This window comes from Gluconacetobacter aggeris (genome assembly GCF_014174395.1).
Classification (GTDB): Bacteria; Pseudomonadota; Alphaproteobacteria; order Acetobacterales; family Acetobacteraceae; genus Gluconacetobacter; species Gluconacetobacter aggeris.
In genome coordinates this window covers 254,778-278,686 of the sequence record NZ_JABEQD010000002.1, presented here as the reverse complement: position 1 = coordinate 278,686, position 23,909 = coordinate 254,778, and the positions used below count along the sequence as shown (strand labels likewise).

The 23,909-nt window shown below is 69.1% G+C and carries 18 protein-coding genes; 10 read left to right on the top strand and 8 right to left on the bottom strand.

Going from position 1 to position 23,909, the window contains the following annotated elements:
• Positions 1-24: 24 nt before the first annotated feature.
• From HLH36_RS03950 to HLH36_RS20015, 4 genes are all read left to right on the top strand, one after another.
• On the top strand, positions 25-1,452 hold the full coding sequence (locus HLH36_RS03950; RefSeq protein WP_182985159.1) for a sugar porter family MFS transporter: 1,428 nt from the start codon (positions 25-27) through the stop codon (positions 1,450-1,452).
• Between the two features lie 9 nt (positions 1,453-1,461).
• Positions 1,462-2,208, top strand: a complete 747-nt coding sequence (locus HLH36_RS03945; RefSeq protein ID WP_182985158.1) for a dienelactone hydrolase family protein — start codon at positions 1,462-1,464, stop codon at positions 2,206-2,208.
• Positions 2,209-2,274: 66 nt separating this feature from the next.
• A complete protein-coding gene (locus tag HLH36_RS03940; protein ID WP_182985370.1) occupies positions 2,275-3,588 on the top strand; it encodes an MFS transporter in 1,314 nt (437 codons plus the stop codon).
• Between the two features lie 242 nt (positions 3,589-3,830).
• Complete coding sequence (locus HLH36_RS20015; protein WP_182985157.1) at positions 3,831-7,901, top strand: GAF domain-containing protein; 4,071 nt, start codon at positions 3,831-3,833, stop codon at positions 7,899-7,901.
• A gap of 429 nt (positions 7,902-8,330) precedes the next feature.
• Here HLH36_RS20015 and HLH36_RS03930 read toward each other — a convergent pair whose 3' ends face one another.
• Together HLH36_RS03930 and ubiA are read right to left on the bottom strand one after the other, a co-directional pair.
• On the bottom strand, positions 8,331-8,981 hold the full coding sequence (locus HLH36_RS03930) for a class I SAM-dependent methyltransferase (RefSeq protein WP_182985156.1): 651 nt from the start codon (positions 8,979-8,981) through the stop codon (positions 8,331-8,333).
• Positions 8,978-9,892 (bottom strand): 4-hydroxybenzoate octaprenyltransferase, encoded by a 915-nt coding sequence (gene ubiA / locus HLH36_RS03925; protein WP_182985155.1) that lies wholly within the window; start codon positions 9,890-9,892, stop codon positions 8,978-8,980. Before ubiA ends, HLH36_RS03930 begins: the two co-directional genes overlap by 4 nt.
• Positions 9,893-10,058: 166 nt before the next feature.
• Here ubiA and HLH36_RS03920 point away from each other — a divergent pair, with 166 nt between their 5' ends.
• From HLH36_RS03920 to mbfA, 3 genes are all read left to right on the top strand, one after another.
• Positions 10,059-10,811, top strand: coding sequence for a 16S rRNA (uracil(1498)-N(3))-methyltransferase (locus HLH36_RS03920; RefSeq protein ID WP_182985154.1), 753 nt, complete (start codon positions 10,059-10,061; stop codon positions 10,809-10,811).
• A 75-nt stretch (positions 10,812-10,886) separates the two neighbouring features.
• A complete protein-coding gene (locus HLH36_RS03915; RefSeq protein ID WP_182985153.1) occupies positions 10,887-12,299 on the top strand; it encodes a glutamate--cysteine ligase in 1,413 nt (470 codons plus the stop codon).
• A 275-nt stretch (positions 12,300-12,574) separates the two neighbouring features.
• On the top strand, positions 12,575-13,534 hold the full coding sequence (gene mbfA / locus HLH36_RS03910) for an iron exporter MbfA (protein WP_182985152.1): 960 nt from the start codon (positions 12,575-12,577) through the stop codon (positions 13,532-13,534).
• A 126-nt stretch (positions 13,535-13,660) separates the two neighbouring features.
• Here the strand turns inward: mbfA and pdxR are convergent, their stop codons facing one another.
• Complete coding sequence (pdxR, locus tag HLH36_RS03905; protein ID WP_220792691.1) at positions 13,661-15,076, bottom strand: MocR-like pyridoxine biosynthesis transcription factor PdxR; 1,416 nt, start codon at positions 15,074-15,076, stop codon at positions 13,661-13,663.
• 106 nt (positions 15,077-15,182) lie between these two features.
• On the opposite strand from pdxR, the gene HLH36_RS03900 reads away from it, so the two are divergent.
• A complete protein-coding gene (locus HLH36_RS03900; RefSeq protein ID WP_182985151.1) occupies positions 15,183-15,845 on the top strand; it encodes a pyridoxamine 5'-phosphate oxidase family protein in 663 nt (220 codons plus the stop codon).
• 133 nt (positions 15,846-15,978) lie between these two features.
• The gene (locus HLH36_RS03895) at positions 15,979-16,638 is read left to right on the top strand and encodes a LolA family protein (protein WP_182985150.1); all 660 of its coding nucleotides are present in this window, start codon (positions 15,979-15,981) and stop codon (positions 16,636-16,638) included.
• 40 nt (positions 16,639-16,678) lie between these two features.
• Here the strand turns inward: HLH36_RS03895 and rsmI are convergent, their stop codons facing one another.
• Positions 16,679-17,725, bottom strand: coding sequence for a 16S rRNA (cytidine(1402)-2'-O)-methyltransferase (gene rsmI / locus HLH36_RS03890; protein ID WP_246376408.1), 1,047 nt, complete (start codon positions 17,723-17,725; stop codon positions 16,679-16,681).
• Between rsmI and HLH36_RS03885 the strand changes: the two genes are divergently transcribed.
• Positions 17,713-19,128: a penicillin-binding protein activator gene (locus HLH36_RS03885; RefSeq protein ID WP_246376406.1), complete on the top strand. Its 1,416-nt coding sequence runs from the start codon at positions 17,713-17,715 to the stop codon at positions 19,126-19,128. The two genes, rsmI and HLH36_RS03885, sit on opposite strands and share 13 nt — an antisense overlap.
• Before the next feature lie 39 nt (positions 19,129-19,167).
• Here HLH36_RS03885 and HLH36_RS03880 read toward each other — a convergent pair whose 3' ends face one another.
• The 4 genes from HLH36_RS03880 to HLH36_RS03865 form a co-directional block, all read right to left on the bottom strand.
• Positions 19,168-19,527, bottom strand: coding sequence for a hypothetical protein (locus tag HLH36_RS03880; RefSeq protein ID WP_246376405.1), 360 nt, complete (start codon positions 19,525-19,527; stop codon positions 19,168-19,170).
• A 488-nt stretch (positions 19,528-20,015) separates the two neighbouring features.
• Complete coding sequence (locus HLH36_RS03875) at positions 20,016-20,954, bottom strand: lysophospholipid acyltransferase family protein (protein WP_182985149.1); 939 nt, start codon at positions 20,952-20,954, stop codon at positions 20,016-20,018.
• Positions 20,951-21,934, bottom strand: a complete 984-nt coding sequence (gene lpxK / locus HLH36_RS03870; protein ID WP_182985148.1) for a tetraacyldisaccharide 4'-kinase — start codon at positions 21,932-21,934, stop codon at positions 20,951-20,953. The genes HLH36_RS03875 and lpxK overlap by 4 nt, the downstream gene beginning before the upstream one ends.
• Positions 21,934-23,895, bottom strand: coding sequence for a glycosyltransferase N-terminal domain-containing protein (locus HLH36_RS03865; protein WP_182985147.1), 1,962 nt, complete (start codon positions 23,893-23,895; stop codon positions 21,934-21,936). The genes lpxK and HLH36_RS03865 overlap by 1 nt, the downstream gene beginning before the upstream one ends.
• Positions 23,896-23,909 lie beyond the last annotated feature (14 nt).

Below are 23,909 nucleotides of genomic sequence, written 5' to 3'. Positions count from 1 at the left end.
AATCCGGAATGGGGAATCCATGACATGACAGCGGACCAGACCAAGACGAGCCAGGAGGCGACCGGACCCGCCGGACCCCATGGCGGGTCGCAGGCGGCCGCGCGGGCGGTCGTGGTCGGCATTCTGGCCGCGATGGCCGGGCTGATGTTCGGGCTGGATACCGGCGTCATCGCCGGGGCGCTGGGCTTTATCGGCGATGAATTCCATGCCGCCGCCCGGACGCAGGAATGGATCGTCTCGTCGATGATGGCCGCTGCGGCCCTGGGCTCGCTGGTGGCCGGGCGCATCTCGTTCCGGCTGGGGCGGCGGCGGGCGCTGCTGGCGGCGTCGCTGCTGTTCGTCGCCGGGGCGGGGCTGTGCGCGCTGGCGCCGTCGGTGGCCGTGCTGATCGTCGGGCGGATCCTGCTGGGCCTGGCGGTCGGGATCGCGGCGTTCGCGGCCCCGCTCTACATCTCCGAAGTGTCGCAGGAATCGGTGCGTGGGGCGATGGTGTCGTTCTACCAGCTGATGGTCACGCTCGGCATCTTCCTGGCCTATGTCACCGACAGCCTGCTCTCCTATGGCGGGCACTGGCGCTGGATGCTCGGGCTGATGGCGGGGCCGGCGGCGCTGTTCTGCGCCGCATGCCTGTTCCTGCCCGACAGTCCGCGCTGGCTGATGATGCGCGGCGAGCGGGGCCGGGCCAGCCAGGTGATGCGCCTGCTGCGCGTCAGTCCGGCCGACGCCGATGCCGAGATCCGCGACATTGCGCAGGAGCTGAAGCGCGAGGGGGGCAGCGGGCTGGCCTTCTTCCGCAGCAGTCCGAATTTCCGCCGGTCGGTGCTGCTGGGGGTGGCGTTGCAGGTGATGCAGCAGGTCACCGGCATCAACGTGCTGATGTATTACGCGCCGAAGATCTTCCAGGCCGCCCATTTCGGCGTGTCGGCCGCGACCTGGGCCACGGCGCTGATCGGGCTGGTCAACATGGCCGCCACCGGTTTTGCCATCGCCTTCATCGACCGCTGGGGGCGGCGGCCGCTGCTGATCCTGAGCTGCGCGATCATGACGGGTGCGATGGTGATGGCGGGCGGGCTGGCGGCGGTCGGCGGCGATTCGACGCCGATCCTGGGCGGCATGGTCGCGGCATTGCTGCTGTTCGTCGCCGGCTTCGCCATCGGCGCGGGGCCGATGGTGTGGACGCTGTGTTCGGAAATCCAGCCGCTGCGGGGCCGCGATTTCGGCATTGCGTGCTCGACCTTCACCAACTGGGCGGCGAACTGGCTGGTCAGCAACGTGTTCCTGACCGTCATGGCCGCGCTGGGCCAGAGCTGGACCTTCTGGCTGTTTGCCATCATGAACGGATTGTTCATCGTGATCACCCTTGCCTACGTGCCCGAGACCAGGGGCGTGTCGCTGGAGGAGATCGAGGCGCGGCTGATGGCGGGCCGGAAGCTGCGGGAACTGGGACGGTAGGGCGGGACGATGATACTGCGCGGCGACGAAACCCGGGATATCGCGACGGCCACCGGCCCGATGCGGCTGCATGTGCTGCGCCCGGCGGCGGAAGGGCGCTTTCCCGGTGTGGTGCTGTTCTCGGAGATCTATCAGGTGACGGCGCCGATCCGCCGGCTGGCCGCGATGGTCGCGGGGATGGGCCATGTGGTGGCGGTGCCGGAAGTCTATCACGAATACGAGCCCGCCGGCTGCGTGCTGGCCTATGACGCGCCGGGCACCGACCGGGGCAACGAACTGAAATATGCCAAGCCCCTGGCGGCCTATGACGAGGATGCGCGCGCGGCCGTGGCGTGGCTGGCGGCGCATCCGGCCTGCACCGGGCGGATCGGCACCCTGGGCGTGTGCCTGGGCGGGCATCTGGCGTTGCGGGCGGCGATGAACCCTGCCGTGCAGGCGGCGGCGTGCTTCTATGCCACCGACATCCATTCCGCGTCGCTGGGCGCGGGGCGGGCGGACGATACGCTGCGCCGGCTGGACGAGATTTCCGGCGAGGCGATGATGGTCTGGGGGCGGCAGGACCCGCATGTGCCCTTTGCCGGGCGCCAGACGATCCGCGAGGCGCTGGAGGGGGCCGGGGTGCGCCATGAATGGTATGAGGTCAACGGCCAGCATGCCTTCCTCCGCGATGAGGGGCATCGGTTCGACCCGGCGCTGTTCCTGCAGGCCATGGGGTGGGTCCAGGCGCTGTTTGCCCGTGCCCTGCGCGCGGGCTGACCGGCCGTGACCGGGACGGTCCTGCGCGAGGGCGACGGGCTTTACGGGCTGCCCAGGGCGCTGGCGATGTTTGCCGTGGCGCTGTCGGTCCTGCTGTCGGTGCTGGATTATGCCATCGCCAATGTCGCGCTGCCGACCATCGCGCAGGACATCCATGCCAGCCCGTCCTCGTCGATCTGGGTGATCAACGCCTATCAGATGGCCTGTCTGGCGACGCTGCTGCCGCTGGCCTCGCTGGGGTCGCGACTGGGATTTGCCCGCCTGTGCCGGATCGGGCTGGCGACCTTCGTCGTGGCCTCGGTGCTGTGCGCGATGTCGCATACCCTGCTGGAACTGGCGCTGGCCCGCGCGCTGCAGGGCATTGGCGGCGCCTGCATCATGAGCGTGAACATCGCGCTGGTCCGCTTCATCTACCCGCATGGTGAAATCGGCAAGGGCATCGCGCTGAACGGCGTGGTGGTGGCGACGGGCGTGGCGCTGGGGCCGACCATCGCCGCGGCCGTGCTGTCGGTGGCGGACTGGCCGTGGATCTTCCTGATCAACCTGCCGCTGGGCGGGGCGGCGATGGTGGCGGCGCTGGTCTATCTGCCGGCGACGCCGCGTAGCGCGTCCTCCTTCGACCTGGCCAGCGCGGCCCTGAACGTGGTGGCCATCGGCTGCCTGGTGGTCGGGCTGGACAGTCTGGTGCATCGCAGCGGGCCGGTGGTGGCGGTGTGGCTGCTGCTGATCGGCGGAGCGGCGTTCTTTCAGCTCGCGCGGCGGCAGACCGGGCGGTCGGACCCGATGCTGCCGATCGACCTGCTGGCGGTGCCGGATTTCCTGATCGCGTTCAGCGTCGGGTTCATGGCGTTCGTGGCGTCGAATTTCTTCATCATCTCCATGCCCTTCACGCTGGAGACGGTGCTGCATCGCTCGGCGGTGGCGACCGGGCTGCTGATCACGCCGTGGCCGGTGGGCATCGTCGCGATCTCGCCGCTGGTGGGGCGGCTGGCGGACCGGGTGCCGGCGGGTATCCTGTCCTCGGTCGGGCTGTGCGTGACGGGGACGGGATTCGTGCTGCTGTGCCTGCTGCCGCCCGATGCGGGAAACCTGGACATTGCCTGGCGCATCGCCATCGCGGGGATGGGGTTCGGCATTTTCCAGCCGCCGAACAATCGCGCGATGATGGTAGCGGCGCCGCACGGGCGCTCGGGCAGCGCCAGCGGCATGGTCTCGGTCGCGCGGCTGTGGGGCCAGACGATGGGGGCGATGTTCGTCGCCCTGACCTTCGGCTTCGTCCGCCATGACCCGACCCTGCGCTGCCTGGAACTGGCGGCCGCCTGTGCCTATGCGGCGGCGCTGATCAGTTCCAGCAGGCTGCTGCGTACGCGGCATCAGTAATGATTTTTGGATTTTCTGGATAAAATGAATTCTATTTAATTTATTCCTGACGGAATGGGGGAGTTTATTTTAAAAATAAATTATGTTCTTATTATTTTTATGGAAAATTGAGAATAATTTATATTTATGAGAAATAATTCTTTTACTCGATAAAATTACAAATATAACCCTAGTGCAGGGCTTATTTTTTAGCCAATGCTATAGTAGACGTTTCTCTCTAATCCGGTGGCTGGGGGTATCTGATGCGTTTGCCGCGCTCTCTGTTGCCTGCCTCCCGACGCCTCACCTCGCTGGCGGAGGCCGCGATGGACGGCGGGGGGCGCGAAGGCGGGCAGCGCCAGCTTGTGCGCAAGCGGTTCCGGCGGTTGCACCGGCTGAATCGATTCAACGTGTTTCTGGCGCGCGTCGGCATGGCGCTCGATCCCGCCCTGGGCGAAAGTGCGCTGCTGGACGCGGTGTGCGAGGCCGCGACCCGAAACGCGCGCCTGCGCGCCGCCTTTGTCGCCCGGCCGGACGAGGCCGGGGATTTCCAGTTGCTGGCGTGCAGCGGGCCGGTTGCGCAACTGCACGATCCCGCCTTTTCGGCCGCGCCGGACAGGCCGGCGCGGCACGGCCCTGCCGGGCGCGTCTGGCAGGATGGGCAGCCGGTCTTTTGTGCCGATATCGCGCGTGAGGACGATCTGCTGCCCTGGCAGGCGGGCATGCATGCGCTGGGCGTGCGCTCCTGCGCGGTGATGCCGCTGTGGCGCGCCGGCAGGATCTGGGCTGTGTTCGGCGTGTATGACAGGCGGGAGGACGCGTTCGACCCCGCGATCAGGACCATCCTGCTGGACGCGGCGGCCAGCGTTTCGCGCGGGTTGAGGATGTATGACGACCGGCGGTCGAAGGTGGCGCTGCTCGACCGGTCGCAGGTGGGGATCGTGCTGGTGCGCGACATGCGTATCCAGCGCGCGAACGCCTTTGCGGCCACCCTTGCGGGCTGCGCGCCGAGCGATCTGCACAATGTCCCGGCGGATACGCTCCTGGCCGGCAGGGACCATGGTGTGCAACTGGCGCAGGCGCAGGCGCAACTGCGCGCCGGCGGGCGGGCCAAGCTGTCCGGCGTGCATCTGGCCCGGCCGGACGGGCATGATGTGATCGCTGATCTGTCGGCCGTGATGCTGGATGATTCGCCGGGTAAGGATTCGGTGTGGACCATCGAGGACGTGACCGAGCGTGAGGAGGCGCAGCGCCTGTATCGCGCGCTGATCAATGCCGTGTCCGCCATGCTCGCCGCCGAGGACGAGGCGGAAAAATGTCGTGCGGTGTGCGAGGCGCTGGTCGACAATACAGTGTTCAGCGCCGTCTGGCTGATGCAGCCCGATCCGTCGGGCCGGATGTGTGTGCGGGCCCAGGCGGGCAAGGGCGCGGACCAGGTCGCCGGGTTGAACTGGCGGGTCGACACCAATGCCGCCGCCGTGCCGATGACCGTGCGGGCCTGGCGGAAGGGGGAACTGGTCTTTACGAACGATCCGGCGACCGACCTTGCCGGAATCCCCGGCTATTGGCAGTTGATGGAGCGGGGGTGGCGTGGCGTGCTGTCGGTGCCGGTGATGCGGGGCGGGCAGATCTGGGCCGTGCTGGCCTTCACGACGCAGCGGGCCGACGGTTTCGACGAGAAGAGTATTACGCTGTGCCGGCGGGTGGCGGACTTGCTGGGCCAGAACCTGGACCGGCTGGATGCCAGCAGCACTATGGAAAAATTGCGGCAGGAGGAGGCACGGCGTGCCCGGCGCGACGCGCTGACCGCGCTGCCCAACCGGCTGGCGCTGGATGAGTATCTGCCCAAGGCGCAGGAACGGGCCCGCGAGCGCGGCACGTCCATGGCGGTCGGGCTGATGGATCTGGACGGGTTCAAATCCGTCAACGACACATACGGCCATGCCGCCGGCGACAAGGTGCTGACCGAACTGAGCCGGCGGTTGTGGGAGGCGCTGCGCGAGAATGGCTATGTTGCCCGGCTGGGGGGCGACGAGTTCGTGGTCGTTCTGGAAAACCTCGATACGGACATGGCGAACGAGCAGGTCGAGGCGGCGCTGGACAGCCTGTCCTCGGTCGTGGCGGAGCCGTTCGTCCTGGATGACGGGAACACCGCCAGGGTGGGCCTTGCCATGGGGGTGGCGCTTTTTCCGCAGGATGGCGACAAGCCGGAGTCATTGCTGCGTCAGGCCGACAATGCGATGTACCAGGCCAAGCAGGGCAACGGTAAGCGCGGGGGCAACTGGCATTTCGCAGCCGCCGTCGAGGAAGCGCAGGATCTGGACGATGACGGCGCGGATCTGTTCCCCATTTCTCCTTATGGGGTGGCGGCCGCGGAGTTCATGGCGCCCGCGGTTGGGGCCACCGCGCGGATCGGGGAGAGGGTTCGCAAGGGTGCGATCCCGGCGATCTGGCAGAAAAGCGGCGGTGCGGTCGTGCTGGCCCATCTGACGCCGGAACAGCGTGACCGCCTGAATGAGCGCGAGGCGAGGCATCTGGAGTTTCTGGCCGCCCCTGCGACCACCCGGGAGGACGTGCTTGTGACCGCGCGCACGTTGGGCGTCATGTATGCGCTGTTCGGCGTCGAGCAGGCCATCTTCGTCGCGGAGCAGAGCGGCTATCTGCGCCTGCTGCTGGCGGACATGGCGGCCCACGGCATCGGCAGCGACGACCGCTATCGGGTGCAGCAGATCATCGAGGCCCGCTATCGGGACGATCGCAGGATGCGGCGCCTGATCGGGCAGGGCGTACACAAGGCTTATGCCGCTTCCGTATCCGACGGCATGTCCAGCGGCGCGTGGGGCCTGGTCAGTGCCGAGGCGCTGGCCGGCCTGGGGAAATTGCCCGGTATCCAGGCCGCTTTTCTGGTCCGTCCCAACAAGCAAGGGGAGCTGGTCGCGCAATCGGTGGCGGGGCCGTGCGCCGCGGCGCTGGACGAGGCGCTGCTGCGCGGCGAGGTGCGGCCCGTGATTGCCGCCGGATCGCCCCATGGCGGCTTTGTCGGTGCCCAGGCCTGGCGCACGGGCAAACGGCAGACCTGCCCCTCCATCGAACTGAATGGGGGCATGGCGCCCTGGCATGCGCTGATGGCGGATTTGCGAATCCATTCGTCCCTGAGCGTGCCGATCCGGCGTCGGGACGGGACCACGGCGCTGGTGCTGACCCTGTTTGGGGCCTGTCCCAACCAGTTCGAATCCACCAGCATGCGGGAATTTGCCGGCGGATTGCAGAGGACATGGGAAACGCTGTGGCAGAACGGGCAGGGCATGTCCGACGAGCGTTCGTCCCGCCTGCGCGAGCGGCTGTTCTCCGGGGGGTTGCGCATGTTCATGCAGCCCATCGTCGATTTGTACACGGGCCAGGTGCTGAAGGTCGAGGCGCTGGCCAGGCTGAAGGATGCCGACGGCGCGATCCTTTCGCCCGCGACCTTCCTGACGCTGCTGGGGCATGACGAACTCGACCGGCTGTTCCAGATGGGGCTTGAGCAGAGCCTGGAATGGCTGCAATCGTGGGACGGGAAGGGTCTTTCCACCGGGATGTCGATCAATCTGCCGCCATCCTGCCTGTCGAACGCCAATATCCTGCGCGTGGTCGACGACATGCTGAAATGCCACGACATTGCCCCCGGCCGGTTGACGCTGGAAGTCCTGGAAACGCAGGACCTCGATCCGGGCAGGCAGGGGGCGGTCCTGCAGAATTTCCGTTCGATGGGTGTGCTGGTGGCCATCGACGATCTCGGGTCGGGGCATAGCAACCTGATGCGGCTGTCTGCGACGGCGTTCGACTGCATCAAGGTCGACCGGGGCCTGTTACATCACATTCGCGACGTGCCCTTGCAGATTTTCAGCGTTATTCGCTCGTTGCAGGAAATGGGCAACGACATGCACAGCCAGGTGGTCGTGGAGGGGCTGGAAGATGCCGACATGATCGAGACCATGCGTCATCTGGGCTGCCGCTACGGGCAGGGATTCGGCATTGCCCGGCCGATGCCTCCCGATGACTTCCTGGACTGGTACCGCACCTGTTCGGGTCAGGCGCGGGAGCAGGAAAGTGGCATCCATAGCGATCTGGGCGCGCTGGCCTGTCTGTGGACGGCCACGCGCGGCAACCCGCCGCAGGGCGGGTTTCGTTTCGAGGATGGGCCGCTGACGCGATGGCTGGAAGAGCGCGGCCGGAATGATGGCGATGCCGCGGGATGGTACCGCATCCTGGCGGCGGGTCCCGTGTCGGAGGAAGTGGCCCGGGATCTGCGGGACTGGCTGGTGGAGCGCGTGGTCAATGCCGGGCGCGGCTGACGCCATTCAGGCGGGGAATGCGCGTCGGAGCGGAGCGGCCTTGATGGCCGTGAGCACCGACGCGCAGGAAACGCGCGTCGGATCGCGATCGGCGCGCCTTTCTGATCGGAGCCTGTCTGGAAATGTGGGCTGGTGAGCGAGAGCGGACCGGAACGGGCCGCGCCCGGCGTGTGTTTTCGAGCATCGGAGCGGAGCGGCCTTGATGGCCGTGAGCACCGACGCGCAGGAAACGCGCGTCGGATCGCGATCGGCGCGCCTTTCTGATCGGAGCCTGTCTGGAAATGTGGGCTGGTGAGCGAGAGCGGACCGGAACGGGCCGCGCCCGGCGTGTGTTTTCGAGCATCGGAGCGGAGCGGCCTTGATGGCCGTGAGCACCGACGCGCAGGAAACGCGCGTCGGATCGCCACCAGCGCGCATTTCCAGGCAGGCTCAGGGGGTGATGCGGTAGAGGGTGGTGCGTCTGGTCTCCCGATCCTCGAGTTCGCGGGTGGTCGGGACGTCGCGGGTGATAATGGGGTGCAGGCCGGCGCGGGGCAGGTAGGCGCGGCCGGGATCGGCGATCCAGACCTCGGCGGTGCGCGCGGCGGTGCGCAGCCAGGGCAGGATATGCTCGGTCATCGGGTTTTCGTAGCAGACATCGCCGCACAGGATCAGGTCCCAGCGCGGGGTGGTGCCGACCAGGTCCTGCCCGGTGGCGGCGATCGCCACGCCGTTGGCGCGGGCGTTGAGCGTGATGGCGGCGACGGCCAGCGGGTCGATTTCGGCGGCCTCCACCATGCTGGCGCCGGCCTGCGCGCAGGCGATGGCGGCGATGCCGCATCCGGCCGCGAAATCCAGCACCCGGCGCCCGGCGACCAGGGCGGGATTATCCAGGATATGGCGGGCCAGCAACTGGCCGCCCGGCCAGGCGAAGGCCCAGAAAGGTGGTTCGATACCCTGTCGGGTCAGCCAGTCCTCGCTGGCCTGCCATATCGGGGTGATCTGGGTGGCGAGGTGCAGCGTGATTTCGGGCACCAGCGGGGCGTGGGCGGGGCTGGTGTTGGCGAGGATGAAGGATTCGGGATCGGGGCGGGTGCTCATCGGCTGGTGAGTCCGGCCAGGATGGCCAGGGCGACCGCCAGCCCTGTCTCGCGGTTGAAGCGGAACAGCATCAGGCAGCGGCGCGGATCGGTGCTGTCGAGATGGGCGACCTGCCAGCCCAGCGCGACGGAAGGCAGCACCATCGCCACCCAGAAGCCGATGGTGCAGCCGGCCAGCCAGCCGGCCAGCAGCAGGGCCAGCACCGCCAGCGCGTAGCACGTGCCGACGAACAGCCGGGGCTGGCCCGCCCACAGGCGCGAGGTCGATTTGACGCCGATGCGCGCATCGTCCTCCATGTCCTGGAAGCCGTAGATCGTGTCGAAGCCGAGCTGCCACAGGATGGTGGCGGCATAGAGCGCCGCCCAGGCGGCGTCGATGCGCCCGGCCGCCGCCGCGTAGCCCATCGGGGCGCCGAAGCCGAAGGTGAAGCCCATGACCAGTTGGGGCCACCAGGTGAAGCGCTTGGCCAGCGGATACAGCCCCACCAGCAGCAGCGACCCCACGCCCAGCACGCGGCACAGCGGATTGAGCTGGAGCAGGATGATCAGCCCGATCGCCAGCAGCAGGGCGAGGAACCAGGCGGCCTGGCGCATGCGCAGCGCGCCCGAGGCCAGCGGCCGGCCGGCCGTGCGTGCCACCATGCGGTCGATGTCGCGATCCCACATATCGTTGACCACGCAGCCGGCCGACCGCATCACCACGCTGCCGAAGGCGAACAGCAGCGTCAGCCGCAGGCGCTCGACGGCCGCGACCCCGCCGGGCAGCAGGATGCCCCACAGGCCGGGCAGGAACAGCAGCCAGGTGCCGATGGGGCGGTCCAGCCGGGCCAGCAGCGCGTAGGGGCGCAGGGCTGCCGGCAGGTGGCTGATCCAGCCTGTGGTCCGGATGTCGGTATGGGGAAGCGGGGTCACGCTGGGGTCTCCGTCTGGACACACGGGCACAATAAAGGCATCGGGTGCAGCTGAGAGGGCTTTTGAAACAGCCTCTCGTGCCCGCGTGTGATGGGGCGGGGGAGGGACGTGGTCAAGGGCCGGACGCGGGAGGGCGCGTTGCCGGCAGGTCGGAGGTGATGTCGTCATGAAGGATTGTCCCCGCCTGTTCGCCGATCCGGCCGGCCGGCCGCCGATGGAGGCGGATGCGGTACGCGATCTGGAGCCGGGTCAGGCCCATTATCTCGGCACCGTGATGCGGATGGCGCCGGGGGCGGAAGTCGCGCTGTTCAATGCCCGGGACGGGGAGTGGCTGGCCAGCCTGGTGGCGGTGCGGCGCGACCGTGCGCAGGTGCGGCTGCTGCATCGCCGCCGCGCGCCGGAGCCGGCCCGTGGGCCGGTGCTGCTGTTCGCGCCGCTGAAGCGCGATGCCACCGACATGGTGGTGCGCATGGGCACGGAGCTGGGGGTGACGCGCTTTCTGCCCGTGCTGACCGAGCGCACCAATACCCACCGGGTGAATGTCGGACGGCTGGAAGCGATTGCCGTCGAGGCGGCGGAACAATGCGAGCGGCTGGATGTGCCGGCGATCGGCGAACCGGCGCGCCTGCCCGAGCATCTGGCGGCGTGGCCGGCCGGGCGTACCCTGTTCGTGGCGGCCGAGCGCAGCGGGCCGGATGACGGGGTAGGGGAGATCGACCGCGTGGCCGATGGGGACGGGCTGCTGGTCGGCCCCGAGGGCGGCTTTTCCGATGCCGAGCGGCGGATGTTGCGTGCGCGGCCGTTTGTCAGGATGATCACGCTGGGAAAACTGATCCTGCGGGCGGACACGGCGGCGGCATGCGGCCTGTCCCTGATGGGGGCTGGCTTCCGGCGCGCGTCTGGTGCAGATTCGCGCTAACCGACCGGTCGGTCGCATGGCTGCGACGGACCCATCCGTCGATCCGTTCTGTCTTTGAAGGCTTATTCAGAAACGATGTCGAACCCCGGCGAGCAAGATATCACCCCTATTGAATCGATCGGCCAACTGGCCGGGTTGCTGGCGGATGGGGGCAAGCCACGCGAACGGTGGCGCATCGGCACCGAGCATGAGAAATTCGGCTTTGTCCTGCCGGCTGCCGCCGGGCCGGGGCGGGCGCCCTGGATGCCTCCGCCCTATGCACCCGACGGGATTGGCGAGATCCTGACCGACCTGAACCGCCAGGATGGCGGCGGCAGGTGGGAAGCGATCGAGGACAAGGGCAAGCTGATCGGGCTGAAGGGCATCGGCTCCGAGCGCGGCGGCTCGGTGTCGCTGGAGCCGGCGGGGCAGTTCGAACTGTCGGGCGCGCCGCTGGCCAGCCTGCACGATACGGGCCATGAGATGGCCCGGCATTTCGAGGCGATCCGCCCCATTTCGCGCTCGCTGGGCATCGGTTTCGCGCCGCTGGGCTTTCACCCGCTGGCGCGCCGCGCGGACATGCCGTGGATGCCCAAGAGCCGCTATGCGATCATGCGCAACTACATGCCCAAGGTCGGCACGCTGGGGCTGGATATGATGACACGGACCTGCACCGTGCAGGTCAATCTGGATTTCGCCTCCGAGACCGACATGCTGCGCAAGCTGCGCGTGTCTCTGGCGTTGCAGCCGGTGGCGACCGCGCTGTTCGCCAATTCGCCTTTCTATGAGGGGAAGCCGAACGGGCTGCTCTCCAACCGTGCCCATGTGTGGACCGATACCGACAATGTGCGCTCGGGCATGCCGCTGGCCTTCTTCGATCCGTCCTTCGGGTTCGCGGCCTATGTGGAATGGCTGCTGGACGTGCCGATGTATTTCATCGTGCGTGACGGGCAGATCCTGGATGTGGCCGGGCGGTCGTTCCGGGCCTGGATGAAGGGCGAGCGGCAGGACGGGCTGGAGGGGCTGGTGCCGACCGTCGGCGATTTCGAGGACCATCTGACCACCGCCTTTACCGACGTGCGGCTGAAGCGCTTCCTGGAAATGCGCGGCGCGGATGCCGGGTCGCCGGAGATGATGCTGGCGCAGTCCGCCTTGTGGGTCGGGCTGCTGTATGACGATGCGGCGCTGACGGCCGCCGACGCGCTGGTGCGCGAGCAGGGCTGGACGGACTATGTGGCGCTGCGTGCCGCCGTGCCGCGCCGGGGGCTGGATGCGCCGTGGGCCGGTGGGACGGCGCGCGATCTGGCTGCCCGCATGGTCGCGATTGCGACCGACGGGCTGCGCGCGCGCGCGGTGACGGATAATAACGGGCGGGATGAGAGCCATCTGCTGGCCCCGTTGCAGGCGATCGTGACTGGCGCGCCGACCCAGGCCGAGTATTGGCTGGAGCGGTATCATGGCGTCTGGCAGGGCGATGTGAGCAGGATCTTCGCCGAAGCCGCCGTCTGAGAGCCCGACCGAAAATGCGCGCTGGCGGCGATCCGGCGCGTGTTGCCTGCGCTTCGGTGCTCATGGCCATCAAGGCCACTCCGCTCCGATGCTCGGAAACACACGCCGGGCGCGGCCCCTTGGGCCGCTCTCGCTCGCCAGCCCACATTTTCGGCCAGGCTCTTCGTGGAGAGACGTGCTGGCGGTGTTTGTTTCCTTGTAGTCGATAACGCGACTAATTCTCACGATATCGAAACATCTTGTGCAGGACCGGAGGGTTCCGGCATATAGTGGCCATGCGCAAATTCACGACGCTGAACGATCAGGAAATCCTTGCCCTCGCGATTTCGAACGAGGAGGAAGACGCGCGGATCTATGCCGATTTCGCCTATGCCATTCGTGAAAAATATCCTGATACGGCCATGATTTTTACGGACATGGTGCATGAGGAGAACGAGCATCGGCGCGACCTGATCGACCTGTATGTGGGGCGGTTCGGCCAGCATATTCCGCTGATTCGCAGGCAGGATATCGCTGGGGTCATGGTCCGCCGGCCGGCCTGGCAGGTGCAGGGGCTGGGGATCGAAGCCGTGCGCGGCTATGCGCGGCAGATGGAGATGGATGCGGCGCGTTTCTATCGGCAGGCGGCGTTGCGCACGACCGATGCCGCCACGCGCAAGCTTCTGGGCGATCTGGCGGTGGCCGAGGACCGGCACGAGCAGACGGCGGGTGAGATCGAACTGAACCGCCTGCCGGCCAGCAAGCGCGAGGATGAGGACGAGGACGCGCGGCGGCGCTTCGTATTGCAGGTGATCCAGCCCGGTCTGGTGGGGCTGATGGATGGGTCGGTCTCCACGTTGGCGCCGGTGTTTGCGGCGGCTTTTGCCTCGCACCGGCCATGGGAGGCTTTTCTGGTCGGGATCGCGGCGTCGGTCGGGGCCGGGATTTCCATGGGATTTGCCGAGGCGCTGTCGGATGACGGCAAATTGTCGGGGCGCGGGGCGCCGCTGCTGCGCGGGTTGATCTGCGGGCTGATGACCACGGCCGGGGGGATCGGCCATACCGTGCCGTTCCTGATCGACCGGTTTCCGCTGGCCATGAGTGTGGCCGTGGCCGTGGTGGTGGTCGAGTTGCTGCTGATTTCCTGGGTGCGGTGGCGGTATCAGGATACGCCGTTCGGCTCGGCGGTGGTGCAGATTGTCTTCGGTGGGGCGTTGGTGTTTGCGGCCGGGATCTTGATCGGGTCTGCGGGTTAAGGGTTCTTCTTTTTCTGAAGAAAAAGAAGCAAAAAGACTTTTATTCGTTTGGGACATCGTGTGCCCCAGCAAAAAACTCCTGAACGAATCAAAAGTTTTTTGGTTCTTTTTTTTAAAAAAGAACATCTACAGACACGCGCGAATCACCCGTGCCGCGCGATCCATGGCCTCCGGCGTGGCGGAGGCGATGCCCAGCAGCAGGCCGGGTTGGGTGGGGCCCAGATGATAGTCCGAGAGTGGGCGGACCCCGAGCCCTTGCGACCATAGGCGGCGGGCGATGGAGCGGTCGTCGCGCGTGGGATCGGTGAAGCGCGCGGCCAGTTGCAGGCCGCCCGTGCCGGGGCCGGGGATCAGCACAGTGTCGCAATGGCGGTGCAGGGCGGCGAGGGCGCCGGCCATGCGGTCGGCGTAGAGGGTGTTCATGCGGCGGATATGGGCGCGCAGGTGGCCGTCGGTGATGAAATCGGCGAGGGCGAGCTGGAGATGGATCGGCACCGCGATGCCGCGTCCGGAGAGGAAATCGGTGACGGGGGCGACCAGCCGGGGCGGCAGCACGGCGTAGGCGACGCGCAGGCCGGGGGCGAGGATCTTGGAGAACGTGCCCAGATAGGCGACCGATCCGGTGCGGTCGATGCCTTGCAGGGCGGCGACCGGGCGGGTGTCGTACTGGAATTCGCTGTCGTAATCGTCTTCCAGCACCACGGTGCCGCTGGCGTGGGCGTGGGCGAGTACGGCCAGGCGGCGGCGCAGGCTCATATCCGCGCCGGTCGGGTACTGGTGCGAGGGGGTGACGCAGATCAGGCGCGGGGGCGGGCCGGGCGCGTGGGTGACGTCCATGCCTTCGCTGTCGCAGGGGAGGGGCACCAGCCGGGCGCCGGCGGCTTTCAGGATGGCGTGGATGGGGATGTAGCCCGGTTCCTCGACCCAGGCGACGGGGTCGGCGGCGGCGGAGAGGGCGATGCGGGCGATGGCTTCGACGGCGACGCGGATCGACGGGACGATGACGACCTGATCGGGTGTGGCGACGACGCCGCGTGTGGCCCGGACGTGGGAGAGGATGGCGGCGCGCAGTTCCGGGGCGCCGGCGGCGCGGCCCCCGTAGCCCAGGTCGATCAGCCGGCCGGCGCGGGCGCGGGCGCCGAGGCACCGGGCCCAGGCGGCATGCGGGAAGGATGCGAGATCGGGCAGGCCGGGGCGCAGGGCGTCGGGCACGATATCCGGCGTGCCGGGGACGGGAGATGGCGGCGGGGCCGTGTGCCCGTGGAGCGGCGGGGCGGGCAGGGATGCGACGCGGGTGGCGGAGCCGGCGCGGGCGTCGAGGAAGCCTTCGGCGCGCAGCCGGTCATAGGCCAGCACGATGGTGGAACGCGCCACGCCGAGCGCGCGGGCCAGGGCGCGGCTGGAGGGCAGGCGGTCGCCGGCGGCGAGCTGCCCGGCCAGGACCCGCTCGCGGATTGCGCGGTGGATCTGGCTTTCCAGCGGGCCGGATTCGGGGGTGAGGACCAGCCAGGCGGGCTGCGGAGGACGGGGTGCGTCGGTCACGGTGGGCTCAACGGGGGCTCAACTGGTCTGATGGAAATGGAAGAACTGGATGTTAACGCCAGACCGTTTTCCGTCCAGCGTCGGTGGGCGACAACAGGAGCCTGTGATGACCGAGTCCTACCCCGTGACCCAGCGCAGCCGGGTGCGGCGTGCCCATGAGCGCGGCAGCCACGCGCGGGCGGATGTGTATGCCGTGCTGGATGCCTCGCCCTTGTGTCATGTGGGTTATGTGGTCGATGGCGCGCCCTATGTGACGCCGACGCTGCACTGGCGGGTGGGAGACCGGGTCTATTGGCATGGCTCGGCGGCCAGCCGGTTTCTGCGCGCGGCGCGGGGGATGCCCGTGTGCCTGACATGCAGCCGGATGGACGGGTATGTGATGGCGCGCTCGGCCTTCAGCCATTCGGTCAATTATCGCTCGGCCATGGTATTCGGCACCGCCAATCTGCTGGAGGGGGAGGAGGCGATTGCCGCCGCGCTGCGCGACATGATCGAGGATTTCTTTCCCGGCCGGTGGGAGACGCTGCGGCCGATGACCGATCAGGAACGCAAGGCGACCGCTATATTGTGGATGGATATCGAGGAGGCCAGCGTGAAGGTACGCGACGCGCCGCCGGGCGATGGGGCGGAGGGCGATTATCCGGTCTGGGCCGGCGTGATTCCAATGCGCACCGTGCTGGATGCGCCGTGCCCGGCGCCGGAACTGCCGGCGGACATGCCCGTGCCGGAGGGGCTGGCGGCGCTGGTGGCGTCGGGGCGTCTGCGATAGGGCGGGTGGACAGGGCGGGTGCATCGGGGGCAGCGCCTTGATCTTGCCGGAATGATCGGGCAACGAAGTCGGACCGAACCGGCGCCCTGACGGGGCGTTCGGGCGGCCAATGTGCTGCCACCGACCGGATACCATGACGCGACCGAACCGCCTGCCCCCTTTATCGACCCGTATCGCGACCTGCCTGCTGGGCGGGCTGGTGGCCATGGGCTGCCTGCCTGTCGCGGCGTCGCACGCCCAGACCGTGGCGGCGGCGCTTTCGCCTGCCGATCGGGGCTGGGTGCAGCGTATCCAGACCTATCTGGACGGGATCACGACGCTGGAGGCGCAGTTCCAGCAACTGGCGCCGGACGGCAAGCGGGCCACGGGCACCGCGTGGCTGGACCGGCCGGGGCGGATGCGCTTTGAATATGACAAGCCCAGCCCGCTGCTGCTGGTGGCCAATCATGGGCAGGTGGTCTTCAACGACAGCCAGTTGGGCCAGACCACGACCCTGCCGCTGGACAAGACGCCCCTGGGGTTGCTGCTGCGCCCCGGCCTGCAACTGTCGGGCGATGTGACCGTTACGGCCTTTGCGCATGCCAACGGGTTGGTGCAGGTCACGCTGGTGCGGACGGCCTCGCCGGGAGACGGGAGCCTGACACTGGTGTTCCATGACAATCCATTGTCGCTGCGCTCATGGAGCGTGGTGGACGCGCAGGGGCAGGCGACGCAGGTCGATCTGTTCAATGTCCGCCTGGGGGGCGGCCCGATGCCGGACGGGCTGTTCGATACGAATATCGGTGACCGATAGGCGGGGCGTGCCGGGTGGCCCTTCCGCCGGCGGGCAGGCGCTAGCAGTGCGGGTCGTCGGCCTGCCGGGCCAGTTCCAGCGCGCGGGCATAGACCGTGCGGCGGGGCAGGTTGATCGCGCCCGCGACCAGGGAAGCCGCATCCTTGACCGACAGGGTGGCCAGTGCCGCGCGCAGACGGTCGTCCAGATCGCCGGCGCCGCCGTCATCCTCGGCCGGCGGGCCCAGCAGGACGGTGATTTCGCCCCGCGCCCGATTGTCGGCGTACCAGGCGGCGAGCGTGCCCACCGGGCCGCGCCGTACTTCCTCGAACCGTTTTGTCAGTTCGCGCGCCACGGCGGCGGGGCGGTCGGTGCCGAAGATGTCGGCCAGGTCGGCCAGCATTTCGGCCAGCCGGTGCGGGGCCTCGTGCCAGATCAGGGTGGCGGACAGGCCGGCCTGCTCGGCGGCGCGCAGCCTGCCCATGACCTCGCGCCGCGCCGCCGAGCGGGGCGGCAGGAAGCCCGAGAACATGAACGGGTGCGGCGGCAGGCCCGACAGGGTCAGCGCCGTGATGGCGGCGTTGGGGCCGGGCACCGCCGTCAGCGTGATGTCGGCCGCGATGGCCGCCCGTGCCAGGCGGAAGCCGGGGTCGGAGAGCAGCGGCGTGCCGGCGTCGGAAATGATGGCGATGCGGCGGCCGCGTTCCAGTTGAGCGATCAGGGCGGGAATGCGGTGCTGTTCGTTATGGTCGTGCAGGGGCTCGGTGCGGGTGGTAATGCCGCGCGCGGTCAGCAGGCGCGCGCTGGTGCGGGTGTCCTCGCACAGGATCAGGTCGGCTTCCGCCAGGGTTGCGGCCGCGCGGTCGCTGAAATCGCCGAGATTGCCGATGGGCGTGGAGACGAGGGTCAGGACGCCCCCGCCGGGATGGCCGGCGGGGGCGAGAGCGTCCTCGTCTTCGGTGGGGTCTTCGGCCGGTGGGACGGTGTCGTCCGGGCCGGGGGCATGACGGGCGGGGTCGGCTCCGCTATGGGAAGATGGCGCAGGTTTGGAGGACACCGCTTCATGGGGTGCGTGGAAAGGCAGGGACGAGGAAGATGAATCGGTCATTCGCAACCCGGATGCAGAAACGGCCTGCAGATTCAGCCCGTCATGGCCCCTCTGGCAAGGCCGGACTGCTGCTGGCGGCATCATTGGCCGGACTGGCCGCCTGTGCCGGCCCCGAGGGGGGCGGTCCGGCGGCGACGGTGACCCCGGCGGCGCCGGCGGCGGTGGTACCGGGCCGCACGGTCGGCGTGCTGCTGCCGCTGAGTGGCGGCAATGCGCGGCTGGGCCAGGCGATGCTGTCGGCGACGCGGATGGCGCTGGGCAGCCCGACGGCCCCGCCGCTGGATATTCGGGATACAGGTGCGCCCGGTGGTGCGGGGGCGGCGGCGCAGGCGGCCCTGGCGGCCGGCGATGGCGTGATCCTGGGGCCGCTGACCGCCGCCGAGACCATGCAGGCGGCTTCTGTTTCCACGACGGGCCCGGTGCCGATGCTGGCCTTTACCAGCGACGTGTCGGTCGGCCGGCCCGGCGTGTGGGCGCTGGGGATCGCGCCGGAGCAGCAGGTCGCGCGGATGGTGGCGGCGGCGCAGGCCGAGGGGCGGCAGCATTTTGCCGCCTTCCTGCCCGGGACGGCGCTGGGCCGGGCGATGGGGCGTGCGCTGGTGCAGGATTGCGCGGCGCGGGGCCTGGCCGTGCCCCAGATCGTCTATCATACCGACAGCCCCGCCAGCATCACGCAGGGGTTGAAGACCCTGTCCAATTACGATGCGCGCATGAGCGCGGCACAGCCTGCCGCCCAGGCCGCGCTGCCGCCCGATGCGGCGGCGGCGGTCGATCCGGTGGGTGGGGCGGTGCAGCAGGCGCAGCCGGTGCCCGCACCGTCGCGGCCGGGGCCGCCGCCCTTCGATGCGCTGCTGCTGGCCGATACCGGACTGCAACTGGCGGCGGTGATCGACGCGTTGCAGTCGTTCCAGGTGATCGGCGTGCCGCCGCCGCCAGCAGGTGCTGCCGCGAGGGCTGATGCCTCGAGCGCTTCGTCGGTGCCGGCGAATGGCGGCCTGCCGCCGGTGCGGATTCTGGGGACGGCGCTGTGGGCGTCGTTTGCCGGCAAGCTGGGGCCGTTGCAGGGCGCGTGGTACGCGGCGCCCGACCCGGCGGCGCGGCAGCGTTTCGTCCAGCTCTATATGGCGCGTTATCACACCATGCCGACGCCGCTGAGCGATCTGGCCTATGATGCCTCGGCGCTGGTCGGGGCGCTGGACCGGGCGCGGCCGGCGGACCGGCCGAATGGCTATACGGTCGAGGCCCTGACGCGGCCGGACGGGTTTTCAGGAGTGGATGGCGTGTTCGGGCTGACGCCCGATGGTCAGACACGACGCGATCTGGCGATTTTCCAGATCCAGCCCATGGGCGGTGGGCGGATTGTCAGTCCCGCGGCTGGGCGCCTGGCGCGGGAACAGAGCTGACGGGTTGGCGATAACGTAGGGCGGCAGGGGCGGCGGCGTTCAGGCCGCCGCGGTCGCGCCGCAGGCCAGGACGGGGCGGATTGCGTACAGCGCCGCTTCGAACGTCTTGAAGGTGCCCAGCCGATGGTCGCGCAGATTGTCGACCAGGACCCAGTTCATGCCTTCGGGACGCAACAGATAGGCGGGATCTGCGTTCTCACGTACCCAGACCAGCACGTGCTCGATCGGGCCGTTGCCGGAGCGGGGGGAGACGTCGACGTCACACAGTCCCATGCAGGTTCCGGCGTCCAGCCAGCGCATCAGATATTCCCGGTGGCGGGGCAGGAAATTCGCACGCAGCGGAACGACATTGTCGGTGGAGGGAGTGGTCGCCTTCAGGGTCATCATCGTCGCGGGCATCTGTCATGTCCTCGGAGTATGGGGCGAGGGAAACGCTAGAGCGCGGTGACGGGCATTGCCAAATTGAATCTGATCCGTCCCGCCGCCCAAAAAGGCAGAAATTCGGGTATGTGGCAAAAAAGCAATGATTTGTTGCAAAAAAGACCTAATTTTAGGCACGAAATGATGCATATGATCGAAACGTAATCAGCGATTGGTCATGTGTGTCATTGCTTTGTCACATCGGCAGCGTGAATTGCCTATGATTGATGCGATTCTGAGACGAATTTGCCACCGATTGACCATGAACGGGGCCGTGCGTGGGTGTGCGATGAAGCAGCCTGTCAGGGCCTGAGCGAAAATGTGGGCTGGCGAGCGAGAGCGGCCCGCAGGGTCGCGCCCGGCGTGTGCTTTCCGAGCATCGGAGCGGAGCGGCCTTGATGGCCGTGAGCACCGAAGCGCAGGAAACGCGCGTCGGATCGCCGCCAGCGCGCATTTTCGCTCAGGCCCTAGGGCCTGAGCGATTTCGGCCAGCGACGGTGCAGCCACAGCCAGGTGCCGGGGCGGGCGCGGACCCAGTGTTCCAGCCGGTCGTTGACTGCCTGCGTCAGGGCCAGGATGTCGGCCTGCCGGTCGCCGCTGTCGGGCAGCTCCAGCTTGGGTTCGACATGGATGCGCAGGCGGGCCGGGCCCAGCCGTTCGACATAGCCGGGGATGACGGGGCAGCGATAGCGCAGGGCCATGGCGGCCAGGGCGGGGGCGGTCATGGCCGGGTGGCCGAACAGCGTGGCCTCGATCCCGTCATTCATCTTCTGGTCCACCAGCATGCCCAGGCGGCCGCCCCGGGCGATATGAGCCAGCGCGCCGCGTGCGCCGCGTGCGCCCTTGGCGAACATGGGCACTGGCTCGCCCCCGGTTGCCTTGTTCATGGCCGCTTCACGCAGGGTGCGGATCATGTCGTCGACCAGCGGATTGCCGGCGGCGCGGTAGAAGGAGGCGAAGGGCAGCCCGTGATGGGCCACGCCCGGGGGGAGCATTTCCCAGTTGCCGATATGGCCGGACATGAAGATGACCGGGCCGCCGCGTGCCGCCTGTTCGGCCAGATGCTCGGCACCGACGACATCCCAGCCGGGGCCGGAGGCCGGATTTTCCGGCAGGGCGGCGAGATGCGGAAATTCGCCCACCGTGCGGCCGAGATTGTCCCAGACCGCGCGGATGACCGCCCGGCGGGCCGGGGCGTCGAGTTCCGGCATGGCCAGGCGCAGGTTGGCATCGGCCACGCGCGAGACCGGCAGGCGCGGGCCGATGGCGCGGCAGAGCGCGCCGCCGGCATTCGAGGCCCGCACCGGACCCAGCCGGCGCAGCAGCTCCAGGGCAGCGCGCGCGGCCAGGGCTTCGATCCGCATCAGGCGGGTGATGGGGCGGGTTTCGTCGCGGGGCCGGGTCATCGGGGGGCGCTTTCCAGCCATTGGTCCAGCAGGCGTTCCGGCGCGGCCGGGTCGGTCCATGAGAGGCCGACGCCGACGGTGCGGAGCCGGGCCCGGAATGCCTGGGGCAGGCGGGCTGCATCCTTTGGGGTGGTCAGCACTATCGCGCCGTGGGCCGCGGCCAGTGCCAGCAGGTGTTTCAGGTCGCGGGGTGTGTAGGGGTGGTGGTCGGCGAAGGGCACGCAGGCTGCCGGCGTGATACCCTGGGCGCGCAGTCCGTCGAAGAATTTTTCCGGCCGCCCGATGCCGGCGAAGGCGATGGCCGGCTGGCCGGCCAGCAGCGGGGTGGCGTCCTGCATGGCCAGGTCGGCGCGCAGGACCGGCAGGTGGCCCGGCAGGCGGGCGAGGGCGCCGGTGCGGTCGTCGCCGATCAGGATGGCGGCGTGGGCGCGGGCGGTGCCGGCCGCGACCGGTTCGCGCAGCGGGCCGGCGGGGATGACGTGCCCGTTGCCGAAGCCGCTGGCGCCGTCGATGACCAGCAGCTTCATGTCCTGATGGAGACCGGGATTCTGGAACCCGTCATCCATCACCAGGCAATCCGCGCCCTCGGCGATGGCGGCCCGGGCGCCGGCGGCGCGATCGGCCGAGACATGGGTGGGAGCGAGGGACGCCAGCAGCAGGGCCTCGTCCCCGACATCGGCGGCGGTGTGGCGGATGGAATCGACCCGCAGCAGGCCGGCGCGGCGGCGGCCATAGCCGCGTGTGAGCACATGCACGCGTCGGCCGCGTGCGACCAGCCGTGCCACCAGATCGAGCGCCAGTGTCGTCTTGCCCGCGCCGCCGGCGGTCAGGTTGCCGCAGCACAGGACCGGGATTGGGGCATGCCAGCCCGGCTGGCGCACCCGCCGGGCGGTGGCGCGGGCGTAGAGGGCGGCGGCGGGGGCCAATAGTCTTGCCGGCCAGCCGCCATCGCTATCGGACCAGAAACGGGGGGCGCGCATCAGCGTGCGTCCATCAGGGCCAGCAGGCGCGTGGCCAGATGGGTGGGGAGGGTGGAATCGGCGTGGGTGGCGGCCTCGGCGTGATGTCCGGCCTCGGCGCGGCGGGCGGGGTCGGCCAGCATGACGTGGACCCATTCGGCCAGTGCGCCGGCATCGGGCACCACGCGCACCGCGTCTCCCAGCCGGGCGAAGGCGTCGAGGAAATTTTCCGTCAGGGGGCCGGTGGCCAGGGCGGTGCCGAAGCGGGCGGGTTCCAGCGGGTTGTGGCCGCCGCGCCGGCCGGGGCCGGGCAGGCTGTTGCCGATGAAGGTGATCGGCACGACGCGATAGAACAGGCCGAGTTCGCCCAGCGTGTCGCAGATCCAGAATGCGTCGTTCGGGCCAGGTTCCTGCCCCGTCGCGCGGCGGGGGGCGTTGCCCAGAGTTTCGGCAATGGCCGGGCCGCGTTCGGGGTGGCGGGGTACGATGATGGTCAGCAGGTCGGGATGGCGCGCGCGGAGCTGTCGGGCGGCGTCGGCCACCTGTTCTTCCTCGCCCTCATGGGTTGCGGCGGCCAGCCAGACCGGACGGTCGGCCAGCAGGGTACGCAGGTGAGCGATCGTGTCCGGATCGGCCGGCAGGGGTGGGGCGGCGTTCTTCAGGTCGCCCGGTATGTCGATCCGCGTGGCACCCAGTGCCCGGAGGCGGGTGGCGTCGAGGTCCGAGCGGGCGGCGATCCATGTGAAACGGCCCAGCATGCGGTCCGCCAGGCCGGGGAGGCGGCCCCATCCGGCGCGGGCGCGGTCGGACAGGCGGGCATTCAGCAGGGCCAGCGGGATGCCCTTGCGGTGGCAGGCCTCGATCAGGTTGGGCCAGAGTTCGCTTTCGGTCAGCGCGGCGGCGCCGGGGCGCCAGTGGCGGAGGAAGCGGCCGATCCAGCGGGGGACGTCCAGCGGCACGAACTGATGGATGACCCGCGCGCCCTCCGCCGTGCCGGCCAGTCGCTGCTCCAGCAGGTTGGCGGCGGTGACGGTGGCGGTGGTGACCAGCACATGCAGGCCGGGCGCGCGGGCCAGCATTTCCGTGATCACGGGCAGGATCGACAGGGTTTCGCCCACGCTGGCGGCGTGCAGCCAGACCAGCCTGCCGGCTGGGCGGGGCCGGGCGGTCAGGCCCATGCGCTCGCGCTGGCGCCCGCGCACTTCCTTGCCGCGTGCCAGGCGGCGATGCAGCAGCAGGGTCAGGGCCGGGGCGAGCAGGGTGGCCAGTCCGGCCCAGACATTTTGGGTCGCGCGCGCGGGGGCGGGGGTGGCGGCGTGCATGGCGGCGTCGAGCACGGTGGCGAGGTGGGCGGGGGCTGTGTCCTGATCCGCGCGGGTGACGGCGATCGGTGCGCCGCAGACGATCCGGCCGCGTCCGAAGGGCAGGGGGATCATCATGCGGTCCCAGCCGCCCAGCCGCCAACTGGCGCACCAGCCGCCCACGGGGACGATGGGGGCGCCGGACAGGCGGGCCAGGCCGATGACCCCCTGTTCGACCTGCCGGCGTGGGCCGCGCGGGCCGTCGGGGGTGATGACGACCGGGTCGCCGCCCCGGATCAGGGCCAGCAACTGGCGTAGCGCCGCCGCCCCGCCCTTGTCCTTGCCCTTGCGGTCGGTCGAGCCGGCGATGGTGCCGGCGCCCCAGGGGGCGATGATGTCGGCGATCAGCCGGCCGTCGCGGTTGCGGCTGATCAGGACATGGGGCCGGAGCGTGGGATTGCGGGCGGTGGACCACCAGAGCAGTGCCGGGGTCAGGGCCAGCGCTTCATGCCAGAAGGCGACCAGCACGGAGTGTTCGCCTTGGCCGGTCAGCAGCGGATAGGCGTCGGGGTGGATGTCGAACGTCCAGCGCGTAGTGCCGATGGCGAGCCGCAGATAGGAGCGCAGCAGGCCGATCGCCGTCGCGCGGGCCGCGCCCGTCGCCGTCAGGCGTTTCAGCATGCCGCGTCGTGTCA